This window comes from Nostoc sp. NMS2, assembly GCF_017115105.1.
Taxonomy (GTDB): domain Bacteria; phylum Cyanobacteriota; class Cyanobacteriia; order Cyanobacteriales; family Nostocaceae; genus Nostoc.
Genome location: NZ_JABXKH010000109.1, coordinates 22,101 through 40,616, shown reverse-complemented (window position 1 = coordinate 40,616; position 18,516 = coordinate 22,101). Strand labels below are relative to the sequence as shown.

Genomic DNA, 18,516 nt, shown 5'->3' with positions numbered 1-18,516 from the left:
AAGAAAAACTTTTGAGCCTTCTAGAGTCTGAAGTTAAAGTGTAATAGCTAACTGCGTTGTCAACTCTTCATAAAACTGTTTATGTGAACCTGAATAATTTTCTGCGCCTAAACGTGTTAAATATCCCTTTTTGCTTGTGTAAGGATTAGGGATATAGCTGTAAATGTATAGTTTTCTGGATTCGGGATTTTCAGACCAACCAATATTGAACGCAGCATACTTGGGAAAAAAGGTGATTGCATTGTAATAATCAATGTAATCGTGAATCCACCATGCTAAGGCTGTCCAATCGGCAGTTTTCTCATAATAATCAATGAAAGAATTCACAATAATGCAGGCTGTAGCACCCATATAACCTTTAGCGTCTGGAACATCCCAGATATGAACTGCATAGTTAGATTCGTTACTAGCACAATTCTATTGGTTTTTATTTTCTGCACCTTTAGCATTGACAGCAGATGACCGATATCCAGAGCGAATGCTGATTCTTCCGAAAGCTTTTTGAATTGGTTCTAGAACTTGCTCACAAAGACTTTTACCGGAGGCGATCGCCAAATCAGGATTATCTGGTATATTTGGAATCCCTTCAATTTGAGAAATTTCTGAGTGCAGAAAATCACGCATAAAAAAGTTTTTTGACAAACGTACTCGACCTAATTCTTCCAATGATTTGACAGTTTGTGGTCTTTTCATCATTGTTAATTTAATTTGATGCGACGAATACCCGCAAATATACCTTAAGTGATGGAATGGGAGGGATGACTGTGGCGAACTACGCTGAAGCAGTTATCAACTACTTCCAAAATCTACTTTGCAATCAACTCTGAAAAAATATTGTTGAACAGGAGGAGCAAAGCGATCGCCTAGTAGATTACAGTTAACAGTTATTAAATGTATTCTTTCGAGAATCATTGAGAAAGTATAAAATAAAACTGTTTTTGGCGGTATATTATTTGTAACAGTAAGTAAAATTAACCCATAGTTAGCAAGATAGCTCTGTGCTTTCGGAGTATTCTAATGAGCTTAATTAACCTGGATCTGGTCTTCAACGCAATTACTAGCATTGCCAACCCTTTAATTAAAGAAAAAATTCTGCGTTCGGAGACTGTAATTAAGTTACTCCAGCAATTTCACCTCGATCCAGAGCATCCACCTGCTGATTTTAGTGGTGTTTACGCTTACGCCTTGGTAGAGTACGGTGTTGGCAAACCTAAGCCATTGCTCGAATTGTTCCGACAACCAGCAATTAAACAAGCTTTTCGCACAGCATTAGACCACAATAACCCCTCAATTCTCCTTTCTGAGGTTGATGCTTTTCTAGATACCTATACCTTGGGTGATGACATCAGTAGTTTGGAACTTGATGTCAGGCGAGAAGTGGCTGAATTTGCAACTGTATTTATTGAAGTTGCGAAACGCACTCGCACACCCTCTGATGTTTTGCTAAACCAGAAAATTAGTTCTCTACATAAAAGGATTGCTTGTATCCAAGAACAACTGGAAAGATTGCCAACGCTGGAGGGAATTCGGACAGAAATAGCAAGGTTGGCAGTAGAGAATTATCCCGCACTACCAGGAACTGCAACTGAAAATCAATGTAGAGCGATCGCACTTGCCCAGCAGATGCGAGGATGGTTTGAAACCTTGGGCTATGACTTTGAAAAATATGAAATCTGGGCAGAGGAATATTTTGAATGGATAATTCACATCCCAGTACGTCGCAGTTATGACCGTATTCTTATACGTGGCGTTGCAGGAGAGGTGGGACTGAGTGATGTCATGGCGTTGCGTTCCTCAGTTGAAGAACAAAAAACTGATGAAGGATGGTTGGTAACTACCCGCCGGATTTCCCGCGCAGCAAGGGATGAAGTCAAGAAGGAAGAAAATCATCGCCTTGACTGCTTTACATTTGACGAACTGATTGACTTAGATGCTGACTTTAATAGTTATCTCGACTGGTTAGAAGTAGAAATCAAACGTCGAAAAATTGATACCAAGTATGTACCGCTTGCTTGTACTAAAGAAGAAATTGAGCCAATTACTAAGCGGCGAATTGGGGTGAGTCGATATGAGGAAGAGGACGGCTGGATTGATGGTTACATCGATTTGTGGCTGGATGACCCTGCCAAAGAGCATATTTCAATTTTGGGAGAATTTGGTACAGGTAAAACTTGGTTTGTCTTTCACTATGCTTGGACAGCATTGGAACGTTACCGCGATGCTCAAAAACGTGGCGTTGAACGTCCCCGTCTACCTTTGGTAATTACCTTGCGTGACTTTGCCAAAGCACTAAATGTTGAGAATGTTTTGGCAGGTTTCTTTTTTACCCAACACAATATCCGCATCAACAGCGAAGTCTTTGACCAACTCAACCGCATGGGTAAGTTGCTGCTCATTTTCGATGGCTTTGACGAAATGGCAGCAAAAGTTGACCGCCAACAGATGATTAACAACTTTTGGGAACTGGCGAAGGTGGTAGTTCCCAGTGCTAAAGTCATCCTCACCTGTCGTACTGAGCATTTTCCAGAGGCGAAGGAAGGACGTGCTTTACTAAATGCAGAACTACAAGCATCAACTAAAAAATTAACTGGCGAAACACCTCAATTTGAAGTCTTGGAACTGGAGAAATTTAACGACGAACAAATTCGGCAGTTATTGTCATACCAAGCTGAACCAGCAACAGTTGAACAAGTAATAGGCAATCCGCAATTATTAGATTTAGCCCGTCGCCCGGTGATGACTGAATTAATTTTAGAAGCATTGCCAGATATTGAGGCGGGTAAACCTGTGGATATGTCACGGGTTTACTTGTATGCAGTACGGCGCAAGATGGAACGGGACATCAAAGCGGAGCGTACTTTTACTTCCCTTGCAGATAAGCTGTATTTTCTGTGCGAGTTGTCTTGGGAAATGCTGTCTAACGACCAAATGAGCCTGAATTATCGGCTGTTCCCAGAATGTATTCGCTACTTATTTGGTTCTGTTGTTCAAGAACAGAAGGATTTAGACCACTGGCATTATGACATGATGGCGCAGACGATGCTTGTCCGCAATGCTGATGGTGACTATACTCCAGCGCATAGATCGCTGTTAGAGTTTTTTGTGGCGTATAAATTTGCAGCAGAGTTGGGGGCGTTGGCTAGCGATTTTACGGAATTAGCCCAAGCACAGTCAGGTTTGGATAGCAGTACAGCGCCTGTTGATTATACTTGGTCTGGTTATTTTTCGCGTCAATTGGATAATACTGGGTGTATGGCGATGCCTGCGGCAACCCCTTTGGGGAACGCACCGCTCAGGCAATTTAGAAGTGAGCCTTTGAATAAGTTGAGAGAGACTTTTGGTAAAGTGCCTTTGACAAAAGCAGTGATGGATTTGCTTTTGCCGATGTTAGGTGATAACGAGTTTCTTATTAAAGTTATTGAGGCGACACGGGGCAAAAGTGAGCATGAAGCGGGTTATGTTGGCGGGAATGCAGCGACGTTAGCAGTGAAAGTTGATCAGGCTGCGTTGGAAGGGAGAGATTTTAGTGACACAGTAATAAAGGGTGCTGATTTTAGTAATGCTCGCTTACAGTATGTTAATTTTAACGGAACGAATTTAGTTGATTCAACTTTTACTCAACTTTTTAGCAGAGTTCATTGTGTTGCATTTAGTCCTGACGGTAAATTTTTAGTGGCAAGTGACTCAATAGGTCAAATTTACCTATGGAAAATAGGAGAAGAGAAACAAATTTTTGCATTTCAAGCGGATACTCTTTGGATATGGTCAATCGCTTTTAGTCCAGATGGTAATATTTTTGCCACTGCTGGGGGAAGTAAAACTATAAAATTATGGGATTTAAAAACAGGTCAACTTCTAAAAACTTTAACAGGACATACCAATTCTATACGAACATTATCTTTCAGTTTAGACGGGCAAATTATTGCTAGTGCAGGCGAAGATGAAACTATACGTCTGTGGGATATTAATTCAGATGAGCATTTAAAAATCAATCTTGAAGATACTAATAGAGTCAATTCAATTGCTTTTAGCCCTGATGGAAAAATAATTGCGACCAGTAATTATAATGCCCAAAAGATATGTTTTTGGGATATTAAAACAGGAGAATGTATAAACATCTTCAAAGGAGATACTGGTCAGATAAAATCTATTTCTTGGAAATCTGATGGTACGAGTATTGTGAGTGGAAGCGCTGATGGAACTATATGTATCTGGGATATAAACACAGGTAATTGTCTTAAGACTTTATATGGGCATAGCGATGCAATTGAGTCAGTTGCTTTCAGCCACGATAATCAAATTATCGCTAGTGCTGGTGATGATAAGACAATTAAGTTATGGGATGTTAATAAAGGTATATGCCAAAAAGTTTTAGAAGGACATAATCAATCAATTTCATCAATTGTATTCAGTCCTGATAGTAAAATTTTGGCAAGTGGGAGCGAAGATCAAACTGTTAGATTGTGGGATGTTATAGAAGGTAAATGTCTCAAAATTTTACAAGGATACAGAAATAATCGGATATGGTCAACTATTATTAGTCCTGATGGTCAACTTATTGCCAGTGCTGGTGAAGAAAATATTATTAGGTTATGGTCTACAGCCGAAGGTAAGTGCCTAAAAACTCTATACGGACACTTGAAATGGTCTTGGTCATTAAGTTTCAGTCCAAATGGAAAAATACTTGCTAGTGGTAGTGATGATAAAACAATCAGACTTTGGAATGTTACTACGGGCGAATGTTTTCATATTTTACAGGGACATTTTGGTAGAGTTCGATCTATCAAATTTAGCCCCGATGGGAAAATACTTGCTAGTGCAAGTTCTGATGGAAGCATCAAAATTTGGGATATAAAATTAGGTCAATGTATAAATACTTTGACAGGACATCTGAACCATGTAGAATCAATAAGTTTTAGTCCTAATGGAAAAACTCTTGTCAGTTGTGGTTATGACTGCTTAATTCGACTATGGGATTTAAATACTAGTGAATGTATAAAAATTTTTAGTGGACATACAGATCATGTCTATTCTGTTGCATTTAGTCCCAATGGCAATATGATTGCTAGTGTCAGTCGTGATCAAACAATAAAATGTTGGAACATAAACACAGGAGAATGTATTGAAAGTTGGCAAGCACACCTTTATGGTGGAGTTTCATCAGTAATTTTTAGAGATAATTTGAGTATAGTAAGTTGCAGCACAGACAAAACTATAAAACTTTGGGACATAACAATAGGTGAATGTTTGAAAACTTTACATGGACACCTAGATGCAGTATGGTCAATTGCTGTTGCTCTTGACAGTAGAATTCTTGTTAGTGGTAGCCAAGATGAAACAATCAAAATTTGGGATGTTGAAACTGGCGAGTGTTTAAAAACCCTGAGAAGCGATCGCCCTTATGAACGCATGAACATCACAGGCATTAAGGGTTTAACTTCAGCCGAAATGGCCACCCTCAAAGCATTAGGTGCAGTGGAAGAAGGCGAATAGATCAGAGAAGATATGTAAGGATGCTTAGGCGAGCGTTCGCACTGCCAATTCTGACACGTATGGATTGTGGGATCGCCTACGGCGGAACGTAGCCCATCGCAGCAGCAAATCTATTCCCAGCCTTCTCCCTCTTCACCATACTGCGCTGGCGGTTCACCATCAGATTCAAGAATCTTGGGCTTTTTCATTTTGTCATTGGCTGGTTCAATTTTCTCTACATATAAATCAAATTCCCATTCTTGCAGTAAATCAAAGATAAATTGTAAATGACTGCCTACCTCTAAGGATAAATCGCCTAAACGAAAATCGCAGGTATCAGGAGAAATTTCGACAACAGGATGATTAAATTCCAAAGTTCTTCCTAAACGGTCTTTGTGAATAAATCTGTAGAGGTGTTCCGGGTCAAAATCAAATGCTTGCACAATTGTGGCAGCCACTTCATCTAAATTGAAGTAACTAGGAATAGCAATCCGTCGCCAAGCATCCTGTAAAGTGGCTTTAAATATATAAACACCCTCAGTAAAATCGCCTTCTGCAATCACTAATGTTTGTGACCATTCCGGGAAATAGGGTTGGAGATAGGGTTTTAAATTGTCAAAAGCTATGCGAAAATCTAACCGAAAAGTGGCGTAATCTTCTACTTGGATATTTGAGCGACTTTCTGTTAATACAGCCATGAGAGCATTACCCCAAGCCTTGGGGTTTACATGAGTAAAACACCAGCCTTTAGCGGCTTGTGGTTTGACTGATGTCAGTTCAATTAATCCAAATAAATGTAAGAGAGCAAGATTGTGGAAACCAGGATAATAAACTAATTTATCTTGTTCTGAGTAATTATTAATTTTTAATCCTGATGATGGGAGATTTTGCCAAAATAATAAACAGCGATATGCTTGGTCAAACATATCTCTTTGGTCGCCTAAGAGTTCACTTTCTCCCCAAACTAACCAAGATTCTAACAGTGTGAAATATTGTTCTGTGTGGTTTAATCCTTGCCAAATTTGCAGAATTTTTTGGTCTAAAACTAACTTGCTCTTTTTACCTTCGGTAATAACTTGAGACTGTCCAGAGGTGCGTAGAAGGAAATAAAGACCGTGAATATAAGGATAGGATTTTTGTACAGGACGTTTGAGGTTAATATCTATGGGATAACTCAATTGTGAGTTAAGTTGTTGGAGATACTTAAGCGATAATTGGTGATAAGTGCTACTAACTTCAACACCATTGGGTTGGAGAAGTTCTAAAATAGTTTGAAAATCCCGCAGAATTGTTCCTGGGATATCTTGAGTAATGGTTTGCTGTTGAAGTAGTTCTTTTTTATCTTCCGTCAGTGGTAGTTTATCTCGGATTTGATCTGGAATGAGGGAAAATAGGTTACTCATCTGAGTTGAAAGGAGGAATTTGTATGGCGGTTAATCTCACAACTTGGCCATTTTGCCAAATGCTAATAAATTCTACTAAACGGCGGTGTCTTTCAATAGCTTTTTTCATAGCGAGTTTAACACCTGCGTCGATTTGGCTAGATAATTTCTCAGGAATTGGCTTATTCATCCGAATCTCAGCAGATGCAGTTAATCAGCGATGGTGCTATTTCTCCCACAGGAAGCGATCGCATTCATAGGCTATGGGAAAATCAAAACTTGGAAGAGGCTGCCCATGCTGTCTTAAAGCACTTGGGAGAGTTGAAGCGACTGTATTTGACGGCTGTGGAAGAGAAGCTGTTGGTTTTTATTAAGAAAGAATACGGCATCATAGATGAGGTACTACCCAATCTCGATAAACCAAGGAATAGGAGAAAACAGTAATGCAAAGTATTAAGTTATGTTCTCATGTTGGGGCTGACGGCATTTTACACCTTAGTATCCCCACAGGGATAACAGACAAAGAAATAGAAGTAACAGTAATATATCAACAGCTAGAACCATCAGCGCCCCCGAAAACACCCCAAGAATTAGGATGGCCAGCCGGATTTTTTGAACAAACAGCTGGATCATTAGCAGATGACCCAATTCAAAGATATCCCCAAGGTGAGTATGACACTAGGGAGCCATTAGAGTGAGATTTTTGTTAGATACTAATGCTTGTATTGTTTATCTGAATCGTCCTATGTCTGCTGTGAGGCAGAGGTTAGAATCGCTATCACCAGCAGATATTGTTGTTTGTTCGGTAGTAAAAGCCGAACTATTTTATGGTGCAATGCGAAGTCATAATCCCACACGGACTTTAACATTACAAGAAGCATTCTTAAATAATTTTGTATCTTTGCCTTTTGATGATCGGGCGGCTCGGATTTTTGGCACAATTCGGGCAGAGTTAGGGAAGGTTGGTACACCAATTGGGCCTTATGATTTGCAAATTGCGGCAATTGCTCTAGTGAATAACTTAACATTAGTTACGCACAACACAAGAGAATTTAGTCGCGTTAGTGGACTGGTGATTGAGGATTGGGAGTAAGTTAAGAGCAATGAAAACGAATGCTGCTCGACTACTGGATAAACTAGGTATTCCCTACCAAATCCTGAGCTATGAAGTTAACCCTGACGATCTGGCTGCTGAAAGTACAGCCTATAAAGTGGGACTTCCCCCAGAGCAAGTTTTTAAAACTCTAGTAGTCAGAGGTGACACAACAGGTATCTGTTTTGCTGTTGTGCCAGGAAATGCTCAGTTAGATTTAAAAGCCTTGGCGCGGATTTCAGGAAACCGCAAGGTTGAGACAGTTGCTCTCAAGGAAGTTCAGCCACTAACAGGATACATCCGTGGGGGTGTGACAGCTTTAGCTAGTAAAAAAGACTATCCAGTTTACCTTGATGAAACAGCAACCCTATTTGAGCAGATTACTGTTTCTGGTGGAATGCGAGGAATGCTGCTTCTGCTATCCCCAGATGATTATTTACGTGCGGTTAATGGCACATTGGGAGCAATTGTATAAAATTAGTACAGAAATTTTCGTAAGTTAAATTCTGAAAGCATACAGCACTTTCGGCGGCTATGAGGTACATCCTCAAAGCTGAAAGCTATGACAAAAGAGGAGCAAGAGGAAAACTGTATTGCATAATAGCCGGAAGCGCTGTAAGGCGATCGCTACTCAAAGAAAGCTACACCGCAAAGATTCCGTGGGCAGATTGTGACTGCTCGAAAGCAACTAAGGTTAAGGTCAGTTATATGCTTAAATAGTCGAATTAAATGCGATTGATGAGTATTTTTAAGAAAAGCTATTTAGTCAATATTACTGTTGTTATGTATGAAAGTCTGTAGTTAAAGTGTTAAGTGTATGGAAAAGCAGCAAGCAAAAAATAGTCTAGGTTTTGAATAAGTTACTTAAAAACCGTGTTAAAAATTATTTGGTGCTTGATCGATGTTTGATTTTTTCTGCTGTTGCATATTCATACAACAAACCTTTTCTATTATATAACCGAGCATGACTAAAAAGAATAGAGGATTTCTGAAACCAGTAGGGTTAGTAGTGGCAGCTTTACTTAGTACAACTCCTTTACCAGGAAATGCCGCTTCTAGTGAACGTTTGAGTAATGCTTTTAGTAAATTAAGTGTAGAGAATGCACAGGTTACTAAAAGTGATAACTTAGATGAACAGCTTGTGATCGCACCATCAGCAGGAATAAACAAAGAACAACTAATAGCAAGACATTACTCACACCGTTCTCATAGCTCTCATCGCTCACACAGCTCCCATTATTCCAGTAGTAGGTAAGTAGCTTGCTACGAGAATTTATGTATAGAAATCATATTTGATTTTTGTAATCTACGTAGGGTGAGTTATGCTTTGCTATAACCCACCCTTGTATTTTATATTAAAAAAAATCTAATCGGATTATTATTGAATAATCAGTGTTGCTAGGTTGATAGTTGTTTGCTGTTAGACATCTACATCCCTCCGTATTGTCTCGTAATTTTTTGCAGAAATCAAATATGATTCCTATATTCAGCAGACTCATTTGCCTGTATATTTAGTACAACTAGTAATATTACTGAGGGCAAAGGTTGTTTTTCACTACTATGCTATTAGCCTGAATACCACAAGTAAAAACAAAAAATAATTAGCCAATTATGACTAAGAAAAACCGAGACTTTTTGAAACCTGTTGGGTTAGTAGTGGTAATTTTACTTATACAACTTCCTAGCTATCTGTAAGTATAAATAGAGAATAGTTAATAGCAATCACTTACCAAAAGTTTTTTCCTAGCTCTCAGTATTATCACTATTTTAATTATTAGTAAGTATGGCATTATCAGATAACAGTTTTATCATAGAAGGTAATCAGGCAAAACTATTTATCAATTTAGATTTATACAGTCTGAGTGCTATTAAAAAGACAGCTTATAAGTTTGCCTCTCAATGTTCTGTGTTTTTACAAGATAAACATGAACAAGAATTATGCGTTCTACTTACTTTTACTGAACCCACGGTTTCCGAGAAAATACAAGAGGTAATTGCTGGTTTTTCGGAAGAACTTATGGATCAAGACTTGCGAGAAATCATTGCCAAAGAAAGCGAGGCAGTACGCAACTTAATACTAGCTCAAGCATTTTCCAAAACTTCATTAATAACTTAATTAAAATAAAATGGGATTACCCGTTTCGCAACGATTTAAACCTCTAGATTTTTACAATCAGAGCTTAATATCAGGGTATCAACTCTTACCGTTTCGCTTTATCCGCCTTGATGCCAAGCGATACGTACTGACTAATGAAGTAGGGGAATATGTTGTCCTGCCCCAAAACCTATTACAGGACTTTGTACATAAACTACTGGTTCCCAATTCAATAGTCTACAACCAGCTTAAATCAAAACATTTTCTATTAGATGCTGATTCATCGGTTGCTTTAGATTTACTAGCTTTAAAGTACCGGACTAAAAGTATGCAAATTGCTAACTTTACCAGTCTGCATATGTTCGTTGTAACCTTGCGCTGTGATCACTCTTGTCCTTATTGCCAAGTTTCTCGCCAAAGCCATGATAGAACTGCTTATGATATGTCTGCTGCTTATGCTCACAAGGCATTAGAGTTTACGTTCCAAAGTCCAGCGCTAAACATCAAGATCGAGTTTCAGGGTGGTGAGCCACTACTTAACTTTGATTTGATCAAAGAGATTGTTTTGGCAGCAAAACAAAAAAACTTAACTCACCAAAAGAACCTACAATTTGTTATTGCTACTAACCTCTCACAAATTAATGAAGAAATCTTACAGTTTTGCTTGGAACACGATATATTAATCTCTACTTCTCTTGATGGTTCAGAGGACTTGCATAATGCGAATCGTCCTCGTCCCGGAATGAATAGTTATCAGTCAACCATTCAAGGTATTCAGCGAGTGCGGTCAGTTTTAGGTATAGATAAAGTTGGCGCACTTATGACTACTACTAAAGCCAGCTTGCCCAGAGTAACAGAAATTATTGATGAGTACATTCGTCAAGACTTCCACAGTATATTTCTGCGGCCTTTAAGTCCTTATGGTTTTGCAATCAAGACTAAAACATATGAAGCCTACACTACTTTAGAGTGGTTGGAATTTTATAAGAAGGGACTTGATTATATCCTGCAAATCAATAAACAAGGATACCAATTAGTTGAGGATTATACTAGCATCTTTTTAAATAAGATGCTGACACCTTTTGGAACTTCCTATGTTGATTTGCAATCACCAGCTGGTATCGGTATTAGTGCCATCATTTTTAATCATGATGGAGAAGTATACGCTTCAGATGAGTCTAGAATGTTAGCAGAGATGGGAGATAAAACATTTAGGTTAGGTAATTTACAAACCGATACTTATGAGCAAATGATGCTCTCAGATGCGCTTCTCGATCCATTAGAGCAATCACTGTGCGAAAGTAGCCCAATGTGTCAAGATTGCGGTTTCCAAGCTTACTGCGGCAGCGATCCCGTTTATCACCATGCTACCCAAGGAGATTATGTTGGACATAAGGCTTTTAGTGGTTTTTGCAAGAAAAATATGGAAATTTTACGCCATATTATCACTTTGCTAGAAGATGACCCAGAAGCCAAGGAAATACTATTTAGTTGGGTAAGGAATTAAGTATGCTAAAACTTTACTCTCGGAAAATTGAATCTATCAGCAAGTGGACATCTGGGGCTTTTATCGCTCGTTTAACCGACAATATTAACCTTCCATTTGCTTTAAGGCATGAGGCTATTTTATTAGTGAAACAGCCCCTCTGTGGTGGACTACCCACAGGTTTCAGGGCTTACTTTTTGATTGATAATACTAAATATGATACTAATCAAGTTAATAATTGTTTTCGCCTAAGTGAAGAACTGCATTATTTGAGTGCTGAAGATGTAGTTCGCTTTGACCCAGAGCAGCATACTTTGAGTGTTATGTACCGCCGTCATTCAACTTCTAACTCTTTGTTAGTAACAGAACGTTGTAACAACTATTGCTTAATGTGTTCTCAGCCTCCTAAAAATATAGATGATGGATACTTAGTCAAAGAGCTATTGACTGCTATTCCTTTAATAAGTAGAGAAAGTAAGGAAATTGGTATTACAGGAGGTGAACCCACCATGCTTGGGGAGGATATGTTAATTTTGATAAGGGCATTAAAAAACTATTTGCCTGAAACTTCTGTGCATATGCTTTCCAATGGTAGAAAGTTTGCCTATGAGCAGCTTGCTTCCCAAATTGCTCAAATCAAGCACTCTGATTTGATGATTGGGATACCCTTATATTCAGACATTTCTAATATTCATGACTATGTTGTTCAGGCAGATGGAGCCTTTGATGAGACAATTCGCGGAATTCTTAATTTAAAACGCTATAAACAACAAGTAGAAATTCGAGTTGTTATTCACAAACAAACTTATTCTCGTCTGCCGGAATTGGCTAGCTTTATTGCACGTAACCTTCTATTTGTTGATCACGTCGCTTTTATGGGTTTAGAGATGATGGGTTTTACCCGTCCTAACATTGATGACTTATGGATTGACCCAACTCAATATCAGCTACAGTTGGTGGAAGCGGTTGAAATTCTTACACGAAACAAAATGGTTGTTTCAGTTTACAATCACCAGTTATGCTTACTTGATCCACGTTTATATCCTTACAATCGCAAGAGTATTTCTGACTGGAAAAACGAATATATGTCAGAATGCAAGGCTTGCGTTGAAAAAGACCACTGTGGTGGCTTCTTTAGCTCTGCAATGTTTAAATATAGTGAAAATATAACACCTTTCCTTACTAAATAGTAGATAAGCAATGTTAGAAAATAGTTCTAATAATGAATCTGTTAATCTATCAGAAATCGGAATAAAAAACACTAATTTAATAGATGAAGCTTTTGGACAGGGCATTATTACCGTTAATGAATATCGGTTGCTTCTAGGGTTGCCTGCATTTGTTGGAGGAGATGTGACCTTAAAAAAGAAAAGCTTGGTAGAACAGTGGAAATCTTAGGTTTTATAAAACAAGCTTTTTAGCATACGGTAGTGGTAATACCATTTCTTTGTGAAGCTGCGCCAAATTTTCTTTCTTCCTTTGCACCCTTTGCGGTTCGTTCCTTATATAATTTGGCGCATCTTTATACAGAATTGGTATAAGGCGCAAAGAAGTAAGATTACCAAGTTTTAATGATCATGCTGGCAATAATCTCAAGGCAACTCTAAGTTGCTTTGGCTCCACACTCCAGCCTTTGATGCGATCGCTATTTTCTGAGCCTGTTCAAAAGCTATCCTGTTTGGGCATTCCACTCCACCAAGTCGCGTTTTAGCCAAGCCGCTTTTAAGCAGTTCTTCCTGAAAACTAATCTCAGCCTCACCCTGTCCGTGAGCCATCACTTCAGCAACAGTACGACCATCGCTATCTTTTGCTACTGGAATAATCATTAGTTGGTTATCGGCAGAAGCGACTAGCTTGAGTAGTTTATCTTTTGCTTCATTGCTCAATGCTTGTGCTGGCACTTCACCTTGTTTCACTTCCGGGGCATCAATTCCACAAAGCTCAACCTCCATTTGACTACCATCTGTTTGACGAACTGTGATGCTGTCCCCATCTGCCACTTGGGTAGCGATCCATTCTTCGGTAAGCGCGATGGATGGCTGGTTAGTTCTTTGGAAAATCAAGATAGCGGTGATGATAGCTCCAGCGACCGCAGTTAAAATTATGGGAGTTCTCCACAATGACTTCATGTTGCTACATCTAGTATTGCAATATTAAGAAACCACAATTTTAACCGCAGTGAACATTCAGCAGGTTCTTTAACAGTTTATGTATAAACAAAGGATAAAACTTTAGCTCTAATGGCGAATAAATTTGTAATTATTCGCAAATTGATGTATTTTATTTCCAGCCAAAAGTATGTTAAGCTTTGGGGTATTTTATCAGCTTTTTCTTGTCATTCAAAGCTTTAAAGTTTTATGAATAAATTTTTAATATTAAATTCTCTGTTTCTTCTATCTCAGACATCTAATCCTGAATCGAAATTCCTCAATTTAAAAAAGCAATTAGAAAAGTTTGGGTTTGAAGTAGTAATTGAGTTACCACCAAAGCGAGGAGCTTATGGTTTATTAAGAGAAGCTGACAAAAAAATTTGGATCAATCCAGTAGTGTTTGAGTTACACATTGGTACTCAGACTATAATTCATGAAGCTGTTCATGCTGCACAGGTATGTGCAGGAAAAGGGAAAATAAAAGTTTTAGGTCTAAATATTAAGCCTAGCAATTATGCTCGACCTTTTTTTAGGCGTTACACTGATGTTCACAGGCAAGATTTAGAAAGAGAAGCCTATGCAGTACAAACTCAACCTAATAGCTATGAACTAGCCGTATCTCTTCTCCAAAAACACTGCAAATAAATTGTATGCAATCAGCACTTGGTAGCGGATAGCATCGGTTTGGCTTGCGTTGACGCATCCGACTCAAACAAAATCCTTGCTCCAGAGTCACGCACAAGAAGCGATCGCTCCAGAAATGTAACTTTGGCTTGAAAAGAATTTTTCGTCAGAGACTTTGGGTTCTATAACTTAATACAAGTGTCAAAAACGACTTAAGCCACGTTTAGTTGCTTCTGCAATGCGTTGCCCAAAGCGTACTGAGGTAAGGTAATCACCAGAATCTAGCACTGCTTCCGTTTAAGCATATTGCTTGAGTTGTAATTCTGTTATTTTGGGAATACTCGCCTAGCCGTGTAACTGCAACTAGAAAATAATTTTTCTCAGAAGCCAGGGATTTATGAGCAAAAATAAAAATGCTGGATATATTCTTGTATGTGTTGGTGCTATTGGCATATTTAGCTTAATTTTAGGGAGCATCTTTGGGATACAGACTCTATTTTTCCTATGTTCGTGGAGTACAACTCAAGTAAATTGCTCCCTGCCAATAGCAATATTATTAGTAATTACTTTTGCCCTTGCTGTCATATTCATAATAATATTAAAACACGGTCTAAAAAAGCTGAAATCTAGAAAAGGTTATCCTGACCAAGATACTTAAAATTTCAGATTTTTTTCAATACCTTTGCTATTTTACAGTTATGTTGTCAGCACCAGTGGTTGTTGCAGGATTCAATGCCCTATTGGGTATAAGTATTGCTATGCCGAACATACGCTACTTCGTCATGCTCAAGCTGGCGGTCTTGGTGAGGAAGCTGTTAATGCTTACCTAAATACGTTCGGTGGTTCTACACTTACTTGAAATTTGTAATGACCTGTAATATTAGTCGCTTTCTAGGCGATCGCTCTACACAGTATCGTCCATGCAGCCACATTCTGAGTTTGGACAATCCCAGTGTATTCTTGAGGTGCAATCGCGTTCATACTCAGCACCACATTTGGGACATTTGCCAGTAAACAACGGATGCCAATCAAGCAACTCTAACTGTTGCTGTTGTGTCCAGCGTGGTCGAGGCTGTATAATCAACTCGCCATTGTAGTAGGTTGCTCTCTGGAACTGACAAAGAGTACAGCGTTGATTCGCAGGGGATAAGCCAGTGACCGAATTCGCAAACAAGATAGCTATTGTCACTGGTGCAGCCAGAGGTCTTGGCGAAGCCATTGCCGTCAACCTGTACAAAAACGGTGCGCGGGTCGTTCTGGCAGACATCAATGCCGAAGGAGCGGAGGAAGTAGCTAGGCGGTTGGATTCATCTGGCAAGCGGACACACGTTATTGAAACTGATGTGTCTGACCATCGCGCTGTGGAGGCAATGGTAGCCGAAACGGTGGAGCGATTTGGCGGGTTGAACCTAGCAGTCAATAATGCTGGCTTTACCGGGCCGCATGGGATTAATACCGCCGATTATGAGATTGAATGGTGGCATCGTGTGATTGCGACTAATCTTAACGGCATTTTCTTTGGGCTGAAATATGAAATTCCAGCAATGATTCAAAGCGGTGGTGGGGCAATTGTGAATATGTCATCTGCCGCTGGTGCGGTCGGAGTGGCGGGTATTGCTCCCTATGTCACTGCCAAGCACGGCATTATCGGTCTGACAAAGGCAGCAGCATTGGAATATGCAAACCAGGGCATCCGGGTGACTGCAATCGGGCCAGGTTATGTTGATACACCTCAGATGCAAGAGTTACCAGAGTCAGCGCGAAAGCAGATGGCTGACTTGCACCCTTTAGGTCGCCTTGCACGAACCGAGGAAGTCGCGGACATGGTTAGCTTCCTGTTGTCGGAGCAAGCCTCTTTCGTCACAGGCAGCTTCCACCTGATAGATGGTGGTTACACTGCTGTGTGACTACTAATCAATCGACTTGCGTGCGATCGCAATACATAATTTTCTTCTTTCATTTGTTTCTTTAACTACTTATTTTTAGCGAACTAAACACTTGAGAAACTGTGACTTTGACCAGATGCCTTGCCAGCCAGAGAATATGGTTGCTTGTGATCGAGCGCTGATGGAGAGCGATTTTTTTCGGGGGAGATGAGACTGGCAATGCGGTAAGATGACGCAATGTCAGATCCTGAGCAACTTGTCATCTACCAGCTTCATATTTTTATCCTGGGCATTAGTCCCATGATTTGGCGTAGGGTCAAAATCCGCAGTGACAGCACAATCGCCGATTTGCACTACATCATCCAGATAGCAATGGGGTGGACAGATTCCCATTTAGATCGTTTCATAATCCACGGTAAGCATTATGGGATTGCTCAAATTGGGGGGATGTGGTTTTCTGATGACCCTAAAGTTGTCAAATTATCAGATTTTGGCTGGCGAATGCGAGAGCGTTTTTTATACGAATATGATTTCGGTGATAACTGGCAGCATCAAATTCGGGTCGAAGCAATTCTCACTCCAGAATCAAATTGCTTTTATCCAGTGTGCATTGATGGTAAACGCGCTTGCCCTCCAGAAGACTGTGGTAGTCCGTGGGAGTTCATGGCACAAAAACAGGAATACTCAGTAAGACATATAGCAAATCGCTTCAGTGAAATTGTGGAAGAAGGTGATATACCTGGCAATATTGAAGAAATATACGAACTACGTCAATGGTTAATGGTTGAACATTTTGACCGCCAAGAAATAAACCAACGTTTACAGCAATACGCGGCTGGGGATAAACAAATGTTATTTGAACAGGAAATAGTGTGAAAGTTAAAATCCAAATAGTCGTGGAGTCAGATCATGGAGATTCCCAAGTTGTCCAAGAAATCATGGAGATTTCGCGCGGTTCCTTACATCCAGAAAACTTGGGGCTAAAACTAGCAGAAGCCAAAACATTACTACAAAGCCTGCAACGCACCCTAGCCGAACAACAAATAGCAGAGTACTCTCAACAACAGGAATCATGTTTGCACTGTAGTAAGAAACTATTGCATAAAGACAAGCGTACAATTGTATACCGCACGTTGTTTGGCAAGTTACATCTCCAATGCCCTCGACTATTTCACTGCTCTTGTCAGGAACAACCAACCCGTAGCTTTAATCCAGTAGCCAACTTACTACCAGAACGCACCTCAAGAGAACTATTGTATCTAGAATCCAAGTTTGGGTCTTTGATGTCTTACGGACTATCTGTGAAACTATTACAGGAAGTATTACCAATAGAAGGTGAAATAAACACTACAGCGATACGGAATAACTTACACACAATTGGTCAACGCTTAGAAGACGAGTTGGGGGAAGAGAAAGGAGGATACATTGAAGGCTGTCCCAGAGATTGGGAGGAATTGCCCCGACCTGATTTACCATTGGTACTGGGAATGGATGGCGGATATGTTCGTTCCTACGACAAAAAATCGCTTTCTAAAGGTAATTTTGAAGTTATCGTTGGTAAGAGTATAAAAGCAGACGGTAAATCTAAGCGATTTGGGGGAGTTTATTCTTACGATACCAAACCCCAGCGTCGGATCTTTGAGGTGTTGATATCTCAAGGGATGCAGATGAATCAACAAGTAACTTTCCTTTCAGATGGTGATGAGAAGATACGCGAACTACAGCTTTATCTCAATCCCAACGCAGAATATCTTCTGGATTGGTTTCATATCACCATGCGGCTGACAGTGATGAATCAAACGGCAAAAGGACTTAGTAAAAAAGATACCGCACTAGATACAGACATACCCAAAGAGTTGGAACTAATTAAGTGGTATCTGTGGCATGGAAACCTGTTCAGAGCATTGCAACTGATAAAAGACCTTGTGGACGACCTAGAAATTGTGATTTTTGATGGTAAGAGCGGAATAGAGCTAAAAAAACTGTTTAAAATGGTGCGGGAGTTTGAGAGCTATATTTCAAACAATGGGTCTTATATCCCCAATTATGGAGAACGTTGGCGAAATGGCGAAGCCATTGCTACTGGATTCGTGGAATCGACGGTTAATCAAGTCATTAGCAAGCGGTTTGTCAAGAAACAGCAGATGCGGTGGACTCCTAAAGGTGTTCATCTTCTGCTCCAGGTCAGAATTTTGGTTCTCAATGAAGAGTTAGAAAGCAAATTCCAGCAATGGTATCCTGGTTTTAGAGTAGATAGTCAGCCGACCCAAGAAATACCTCATGTCGCTTAAATTCTCAGTAATTAAGGTAATTTAAATTACTTTTAAG

General features: G+C 39.6%; 19 protein-coding genes. 14 read left to right on the top strand and 5 right to left on the bottom strand.

Annotation, left to right across the window (positions count from 1 at the left end; translation table 11 throughout):
* Positions 1 to 33 precede the first annotated feature (33 nt).
* Both HWQ36_RS19930 and HWQ36_RS19925 read right to left on the bottom strand, forming a co-directional pair.
* Positions 34 to 327: a hypothetical protein gene (locus HWQ36_RS19930; RefSeq protein WP_292705516.1), complete on the bottom strand. Its 294-nt coding sequence runs from the start codon at positions 325 to 327 to the stop codon at positions 34 to 36.
* A 90-nt stretch (positions 328 to 417) separates the two neighbouring features.
* A complete protein-coding gene (locus HWQ36_RS19925; protein WP_292705514.1) occupies positions 418 to 696 on the bottom strand; it encodes a hypothetical protein in 279 nt (92 codons plus the stop codon).
* A 321-nt stretch (positions 697 to 1,017) separates the two neighbouring features.
* Here HWQ36_RS19925 and HWQ36_RS19920 point away from each other — a divergent pair, with 321 nt between their 5' ends.
* Complete coding sequence (locus HWQ36_RS19920; protein ID WP_292705513.1) at positions 1,018 to 5,493, top strand: NACHT domain-containing protein; 4,476 nt, start codon at positions 1,018 to 1,020, stop codon at positions 5,491 to 5,493.
* Between the two features lie 110 nt (positions 5,494 to 5,603).
* On the opposite strand, the gene HWQ36_RS19915 is transcribed toward HWQ36_RS19920, so the two are convergent.
* Positions 5,604 to 6,875: a plasmid pRiA4b ORF-3 family protein gene (locus tag HWQ36_RS19915; RefSeq protein ID WP_292705511.1), complete on the bottom strand. Its 1,272-nt coding sequence runs from the start codon at positions 6,873 to 6,875 to the stop codon at positions 5,604 to 5,606.
* Positions 6,868 to 7,044, bottom strand: coding sequence for a hypothetical protein (locus HWQ36_RS19910; RefSeq protein WP_292705509.1), 177 nt, complete (start codon positions 7,042 to 7,044; stop codon positions 6,868 to 6,870). Before HWQ36_RS19910 ends, HWQ36_RS19915 begins: the two co-directional genes overlap by 8 nt.
* A 14-nt stretch (positions 7,045 to 7,058) precedes the next feature.
* Here HWQ36_RS19910 and HWQ36_RS19905 point away from each other — a divergent pair, with 14 nt between their 5' ends.
* From HWQ36_RS19905 to HWQ36_RS19865, 9 genes are all read left to right on the top strand, one after another.
* Positions 7,059 to 7,298 (top strand): hypothetical protein, encoded by a 240-nt coding sequence (locus tag HWQ36_RS19905; RefSeq protein WP_292705507.1) that lies wholly within the window; start codon positions 7,059 to 7,061, stop codon positions 7,296 to 7,298.
* Complete coding sequence (locus HWQ36_RS19900) at positions 7,298 to 7,552, top strand: hypothetical protein (protein ID WP_292705505.1); 255 nt, start codon at positions 7,298 to 7,300, stop codon at positions 7,550 to 7,552. Before HWQ36_RS19905 ends, HWQ36_RS19900 begins: the two co-directional genes overlap by 1 nt.
* A complete protein-coding gene (locus HWQ36_RS19895; protein ID WP_292705504.1) occupies positions 7,549 to 7,947 on the top strand; it encodes a type II toxin-antitoxin system VapC family toxin in 399 nt (132 codons plus the stop codon). Before HWQ36_RS19900 ends, HWQ36_RS19895 begins: the two co-directional genes overlap by 4 nt.
* 10 nt (positions 7,948 to 7,957) lie before the next feature.
* Positions 7,958 to 8,422 carry a Cys-tRNA(Pro) deacylase gene (gene ybaK, locus HWQ36_RS19890; protein ID WP_292705502.1) on the top strand — a complete coding sequence of 155 codons (465 nt, stop codon included), beginning with the start codon at positions 7,958 to 7,960 and terminating at the stop codon, positions 8,420 to 8,422.
* Between the two features lie 489 nt (positions 8,423 to 8,911).
* The gene (hxsA2, locus tag HWQ36_RS19885) at positions 8,912 to 9,202 is read left to right on the top strand and encodes a His-Xaa-Ser repeat protein HxsA2 (protein ID WP_179076355.1); all 291 of its coding nucleotides are present in this window, start codon (positions 8,912 to 8,914) and stop codon (positions 9,200 to 9,202) included.
* Positions 9,203 to 9,730: 528 nt separating this feature from the next.
* Positions 9,731 to 10,063, top strand: coding sequence for a His-Xaa-Ser system protein HxsD (gene hxsD, locus HWQ36_RS19880; protein WP_292705499.1), 333 nt, complete (start codon positions 9,731 to 9,733; stop codon positions 10,061 to 10,063).
* 10 nt (positions 10,064 to 10,073) lie between these two features.
* Positions 10,074 to 11,549, top strand: coding sequence for a His-Xaa-Ser system radical SAM maturase HxsB (hxsB, locus tag HWQ36_RS19875; protein ID WP_292705497.1), 1,476 nt, complete (start codon positions 10,074 to 10,076; stop codon positions 11,547 to 11,549).
* Between the two features lie 2 nt (positions 11,550 to 11,551).
* Positions 11,552 to 12,718, top strand: a complete 1,167-nt coding sequence (hxsC, locus tag HWQ36_RS19870) for a His-Xaa-Ser system radical SAM maturase HxsC (protein ID WP_292705495.1) — start codon at positions 11,552 to 11,554, stop codon at positions 12,716 to 12,718.
* Positions 12,719 to 12,728: 10 nt separating this feature from the next.
* Positions 12,729 to 12,926, top strand: coding sequence for a hypothetical protein (locus HWQ36_RS19865; protein WP_292705493.1), 198 nt, complete (start codon positions 12,729 to 12,731; stop codon positions 12,924 to 12,926).
* A gap of 194 nt (positions 12,927 to 13,120) precedes the next feature.
* Here HWQ36_RS19865 and HWQ36_RS19860 read toward each other — a convergent pair whose 3' ends face one another.
* Positions 13,121 to 13,657, bottom strand: coding sequence for a thermonuclease family protein (locus HWQ36_RS19860; RefSeq protein WP_292705491.1), 537 nt, complete (start codon positions 13,655 to 13,657; stop codon positions 13,121 to 13,123).
* Between the two features lie 228 nt (positions 13,658 to 13,885).
* Here HWQ36_RS19860 and HWQ36_RS19855 point away from each other — a divergent pair, with 228 nt between their 5' ends.
* From HWQ36_RS19855 to HWQ36_RS19835, 4 genes are all read left to right on the top strand, one after another.
* Positions 13,886 to 14,323: a hypothetical protein gene (locus HWQ36_RS19855; RefSeq protein WP_292705490.1), complete on the top strand. Its 438-nt coding sequence runs from the start codon at positions 13,886 to 13,888 to the stop codon at positions 14,321 to 14,323.
* A gap of 1,133 nt (positions 14,324 to 15,456) precedes the next feature.
* Positions 15,457 to 16,209 carry an SDR family NAD(P)-dependent oxidoreductase gene (locus HWQ36_RS19845; RefSeq protein ID WP_292705488.1) on the top strand — a complete coding sequence of 251 codons (753 nt, stop codon included), beginning with the start codon at positions 15,457 to 15,459 and terminating at the stop codon, positions 16,207 to 16,209.
* 216 nt (positions 16,210 to 16,425) lie between these two features.
* Complete coding sequence (locus HWQ36_RS19840; RefSeq protein ID WP_292705486.1) at positions 16,426 to 17,064, top strand: plasmid pRiA4b ORF-3 family protein; 639 nt, start codon at positions 16,426 to 16,428, stop codon at positions 17,062 to 17,064.
* Positions 17,061 to 18,479, top strand: a complete 1,419-nt coding sequence (locus HWQ36_RS19835) for an ISKra4 family transposase (RefSeq protein WP_292705484.1) — start codon at positions 17,061 to 17,063, stop codon at positions 18,477 to 18,479. The genes HWQ36_RS19840 and HWQ36_RS19835 overlap by 4 nt, the downstream gene beginning before the upstream one ends.
* Positions 18,480 to 18,516: the final 37 nt, after the last annotated feature.

Excerpts from the sequence above, each read along its gene's own strand:
- HWQ36_RS19925 (WP_292705514.1), bottom strand. The coding sequence starts at position 696 with ATGATGAAAAGACCACAAACTGTCAAATCATTGGAAGAATTAGGTCGA.
- HWQ36_RS19920 (WP_292705513.1), top strand. The coding sequence starts at position 1,018 with ATGAGCTTAATTAACCTGGATCTGGTCTTCAACGCAATTACTAGCATT.
- HWQ36_RS19915 (WP_292705511.1), bottom strand. The coding sequence starts at position 6,875 with ATGAGTAACCTATTTTCCCTCATTCCAGATCAAATCCGAGATAAACTA.
- HWQ36_RS19910 (WP_292705509.1), bottom strand. The coding sequence starts at position 7,044 with ATGAATAAGCCAATTCCTGAGAAATTATCTAGCCAAATCGACGCAGGT.
- HWQ36_RS19905 (WP_292705507.1), top strand. The coding sequence starts at position 7,059 with ATGCAGTTAATCAGCGATGGTGCTATTTCTCCCACAGGAAGCGATCGC.
- HWQ36_RS19900 (WP_292705505.1), top strand. The coding sequence starts at position 7,298 with ATGCAAAGTATTAAGTTATGTTCTCATGTTGGGGCTGACGGCATTTTA.
- ybaK (WP_292705502.1), top strand. The coding sequence starts at position 7,958 with ATGAAAACGAATGCTGCTCGACTACTGGATAAACTAGGTATTCCCTAC.
- hxsA2 (WP_179076355.1), top strand. The coding sequence starts at position 8,912 with ATGACTAAAAAGAATAGAGGATTTCTGAAACCAGTAGGGTTAGTAGTG.
- hxsD (WP_292705499.1), top strand. The coding sequence starts at position 9,731 with ATGGCATTATCAGATAACAGTTTTATCATAGAAGGTAATCAGGCAAAA.
- hxsB (WP_292705497.1), top strand. The coding sequence starts at position 10,074 with ATGGGATTACCCGTTTCGCAACGATTTAAACCTCTAGATTTTTACAAT.
- hxsC (WP_292705495.1), top strand. The coding sequence starts at position 11,552 with ATGCTAAAACTTTACTCTCGGAAAATTGAATCTATCAGCAAGTGGACA.
- HWQ36_RS19865 (WP_292705493.1), top strand. The coding sequence starts at position 12,729 with ATGTTAGAAAATAGTTCTAATAATGAATCTGTTAATCTATCAGAAATC.
- HWQ36_RS19860 (WP_292705491.1), bottom strand. The coding sequence starts at position 13,657 with ATGAAGTCATTGTGGAGAACTCCCATAATTTTAACTGCGGTCGCTGGA.
- HWQ36_RS19855 (WP_292705490.1), top strand. The coding sequence starts at position 13,886 with ATGAATAAATTTTTAATATTAAATTCTCTGTTTCTTCTATCTCAGACA.
- HWQ36_RS19840 (WP_292705486.1), top strand. The coding sequence starts at position 16,426 with ATGTCAGATCCTGAGCAACTTGTCATCTACCAGCTTCATATTTTTATC.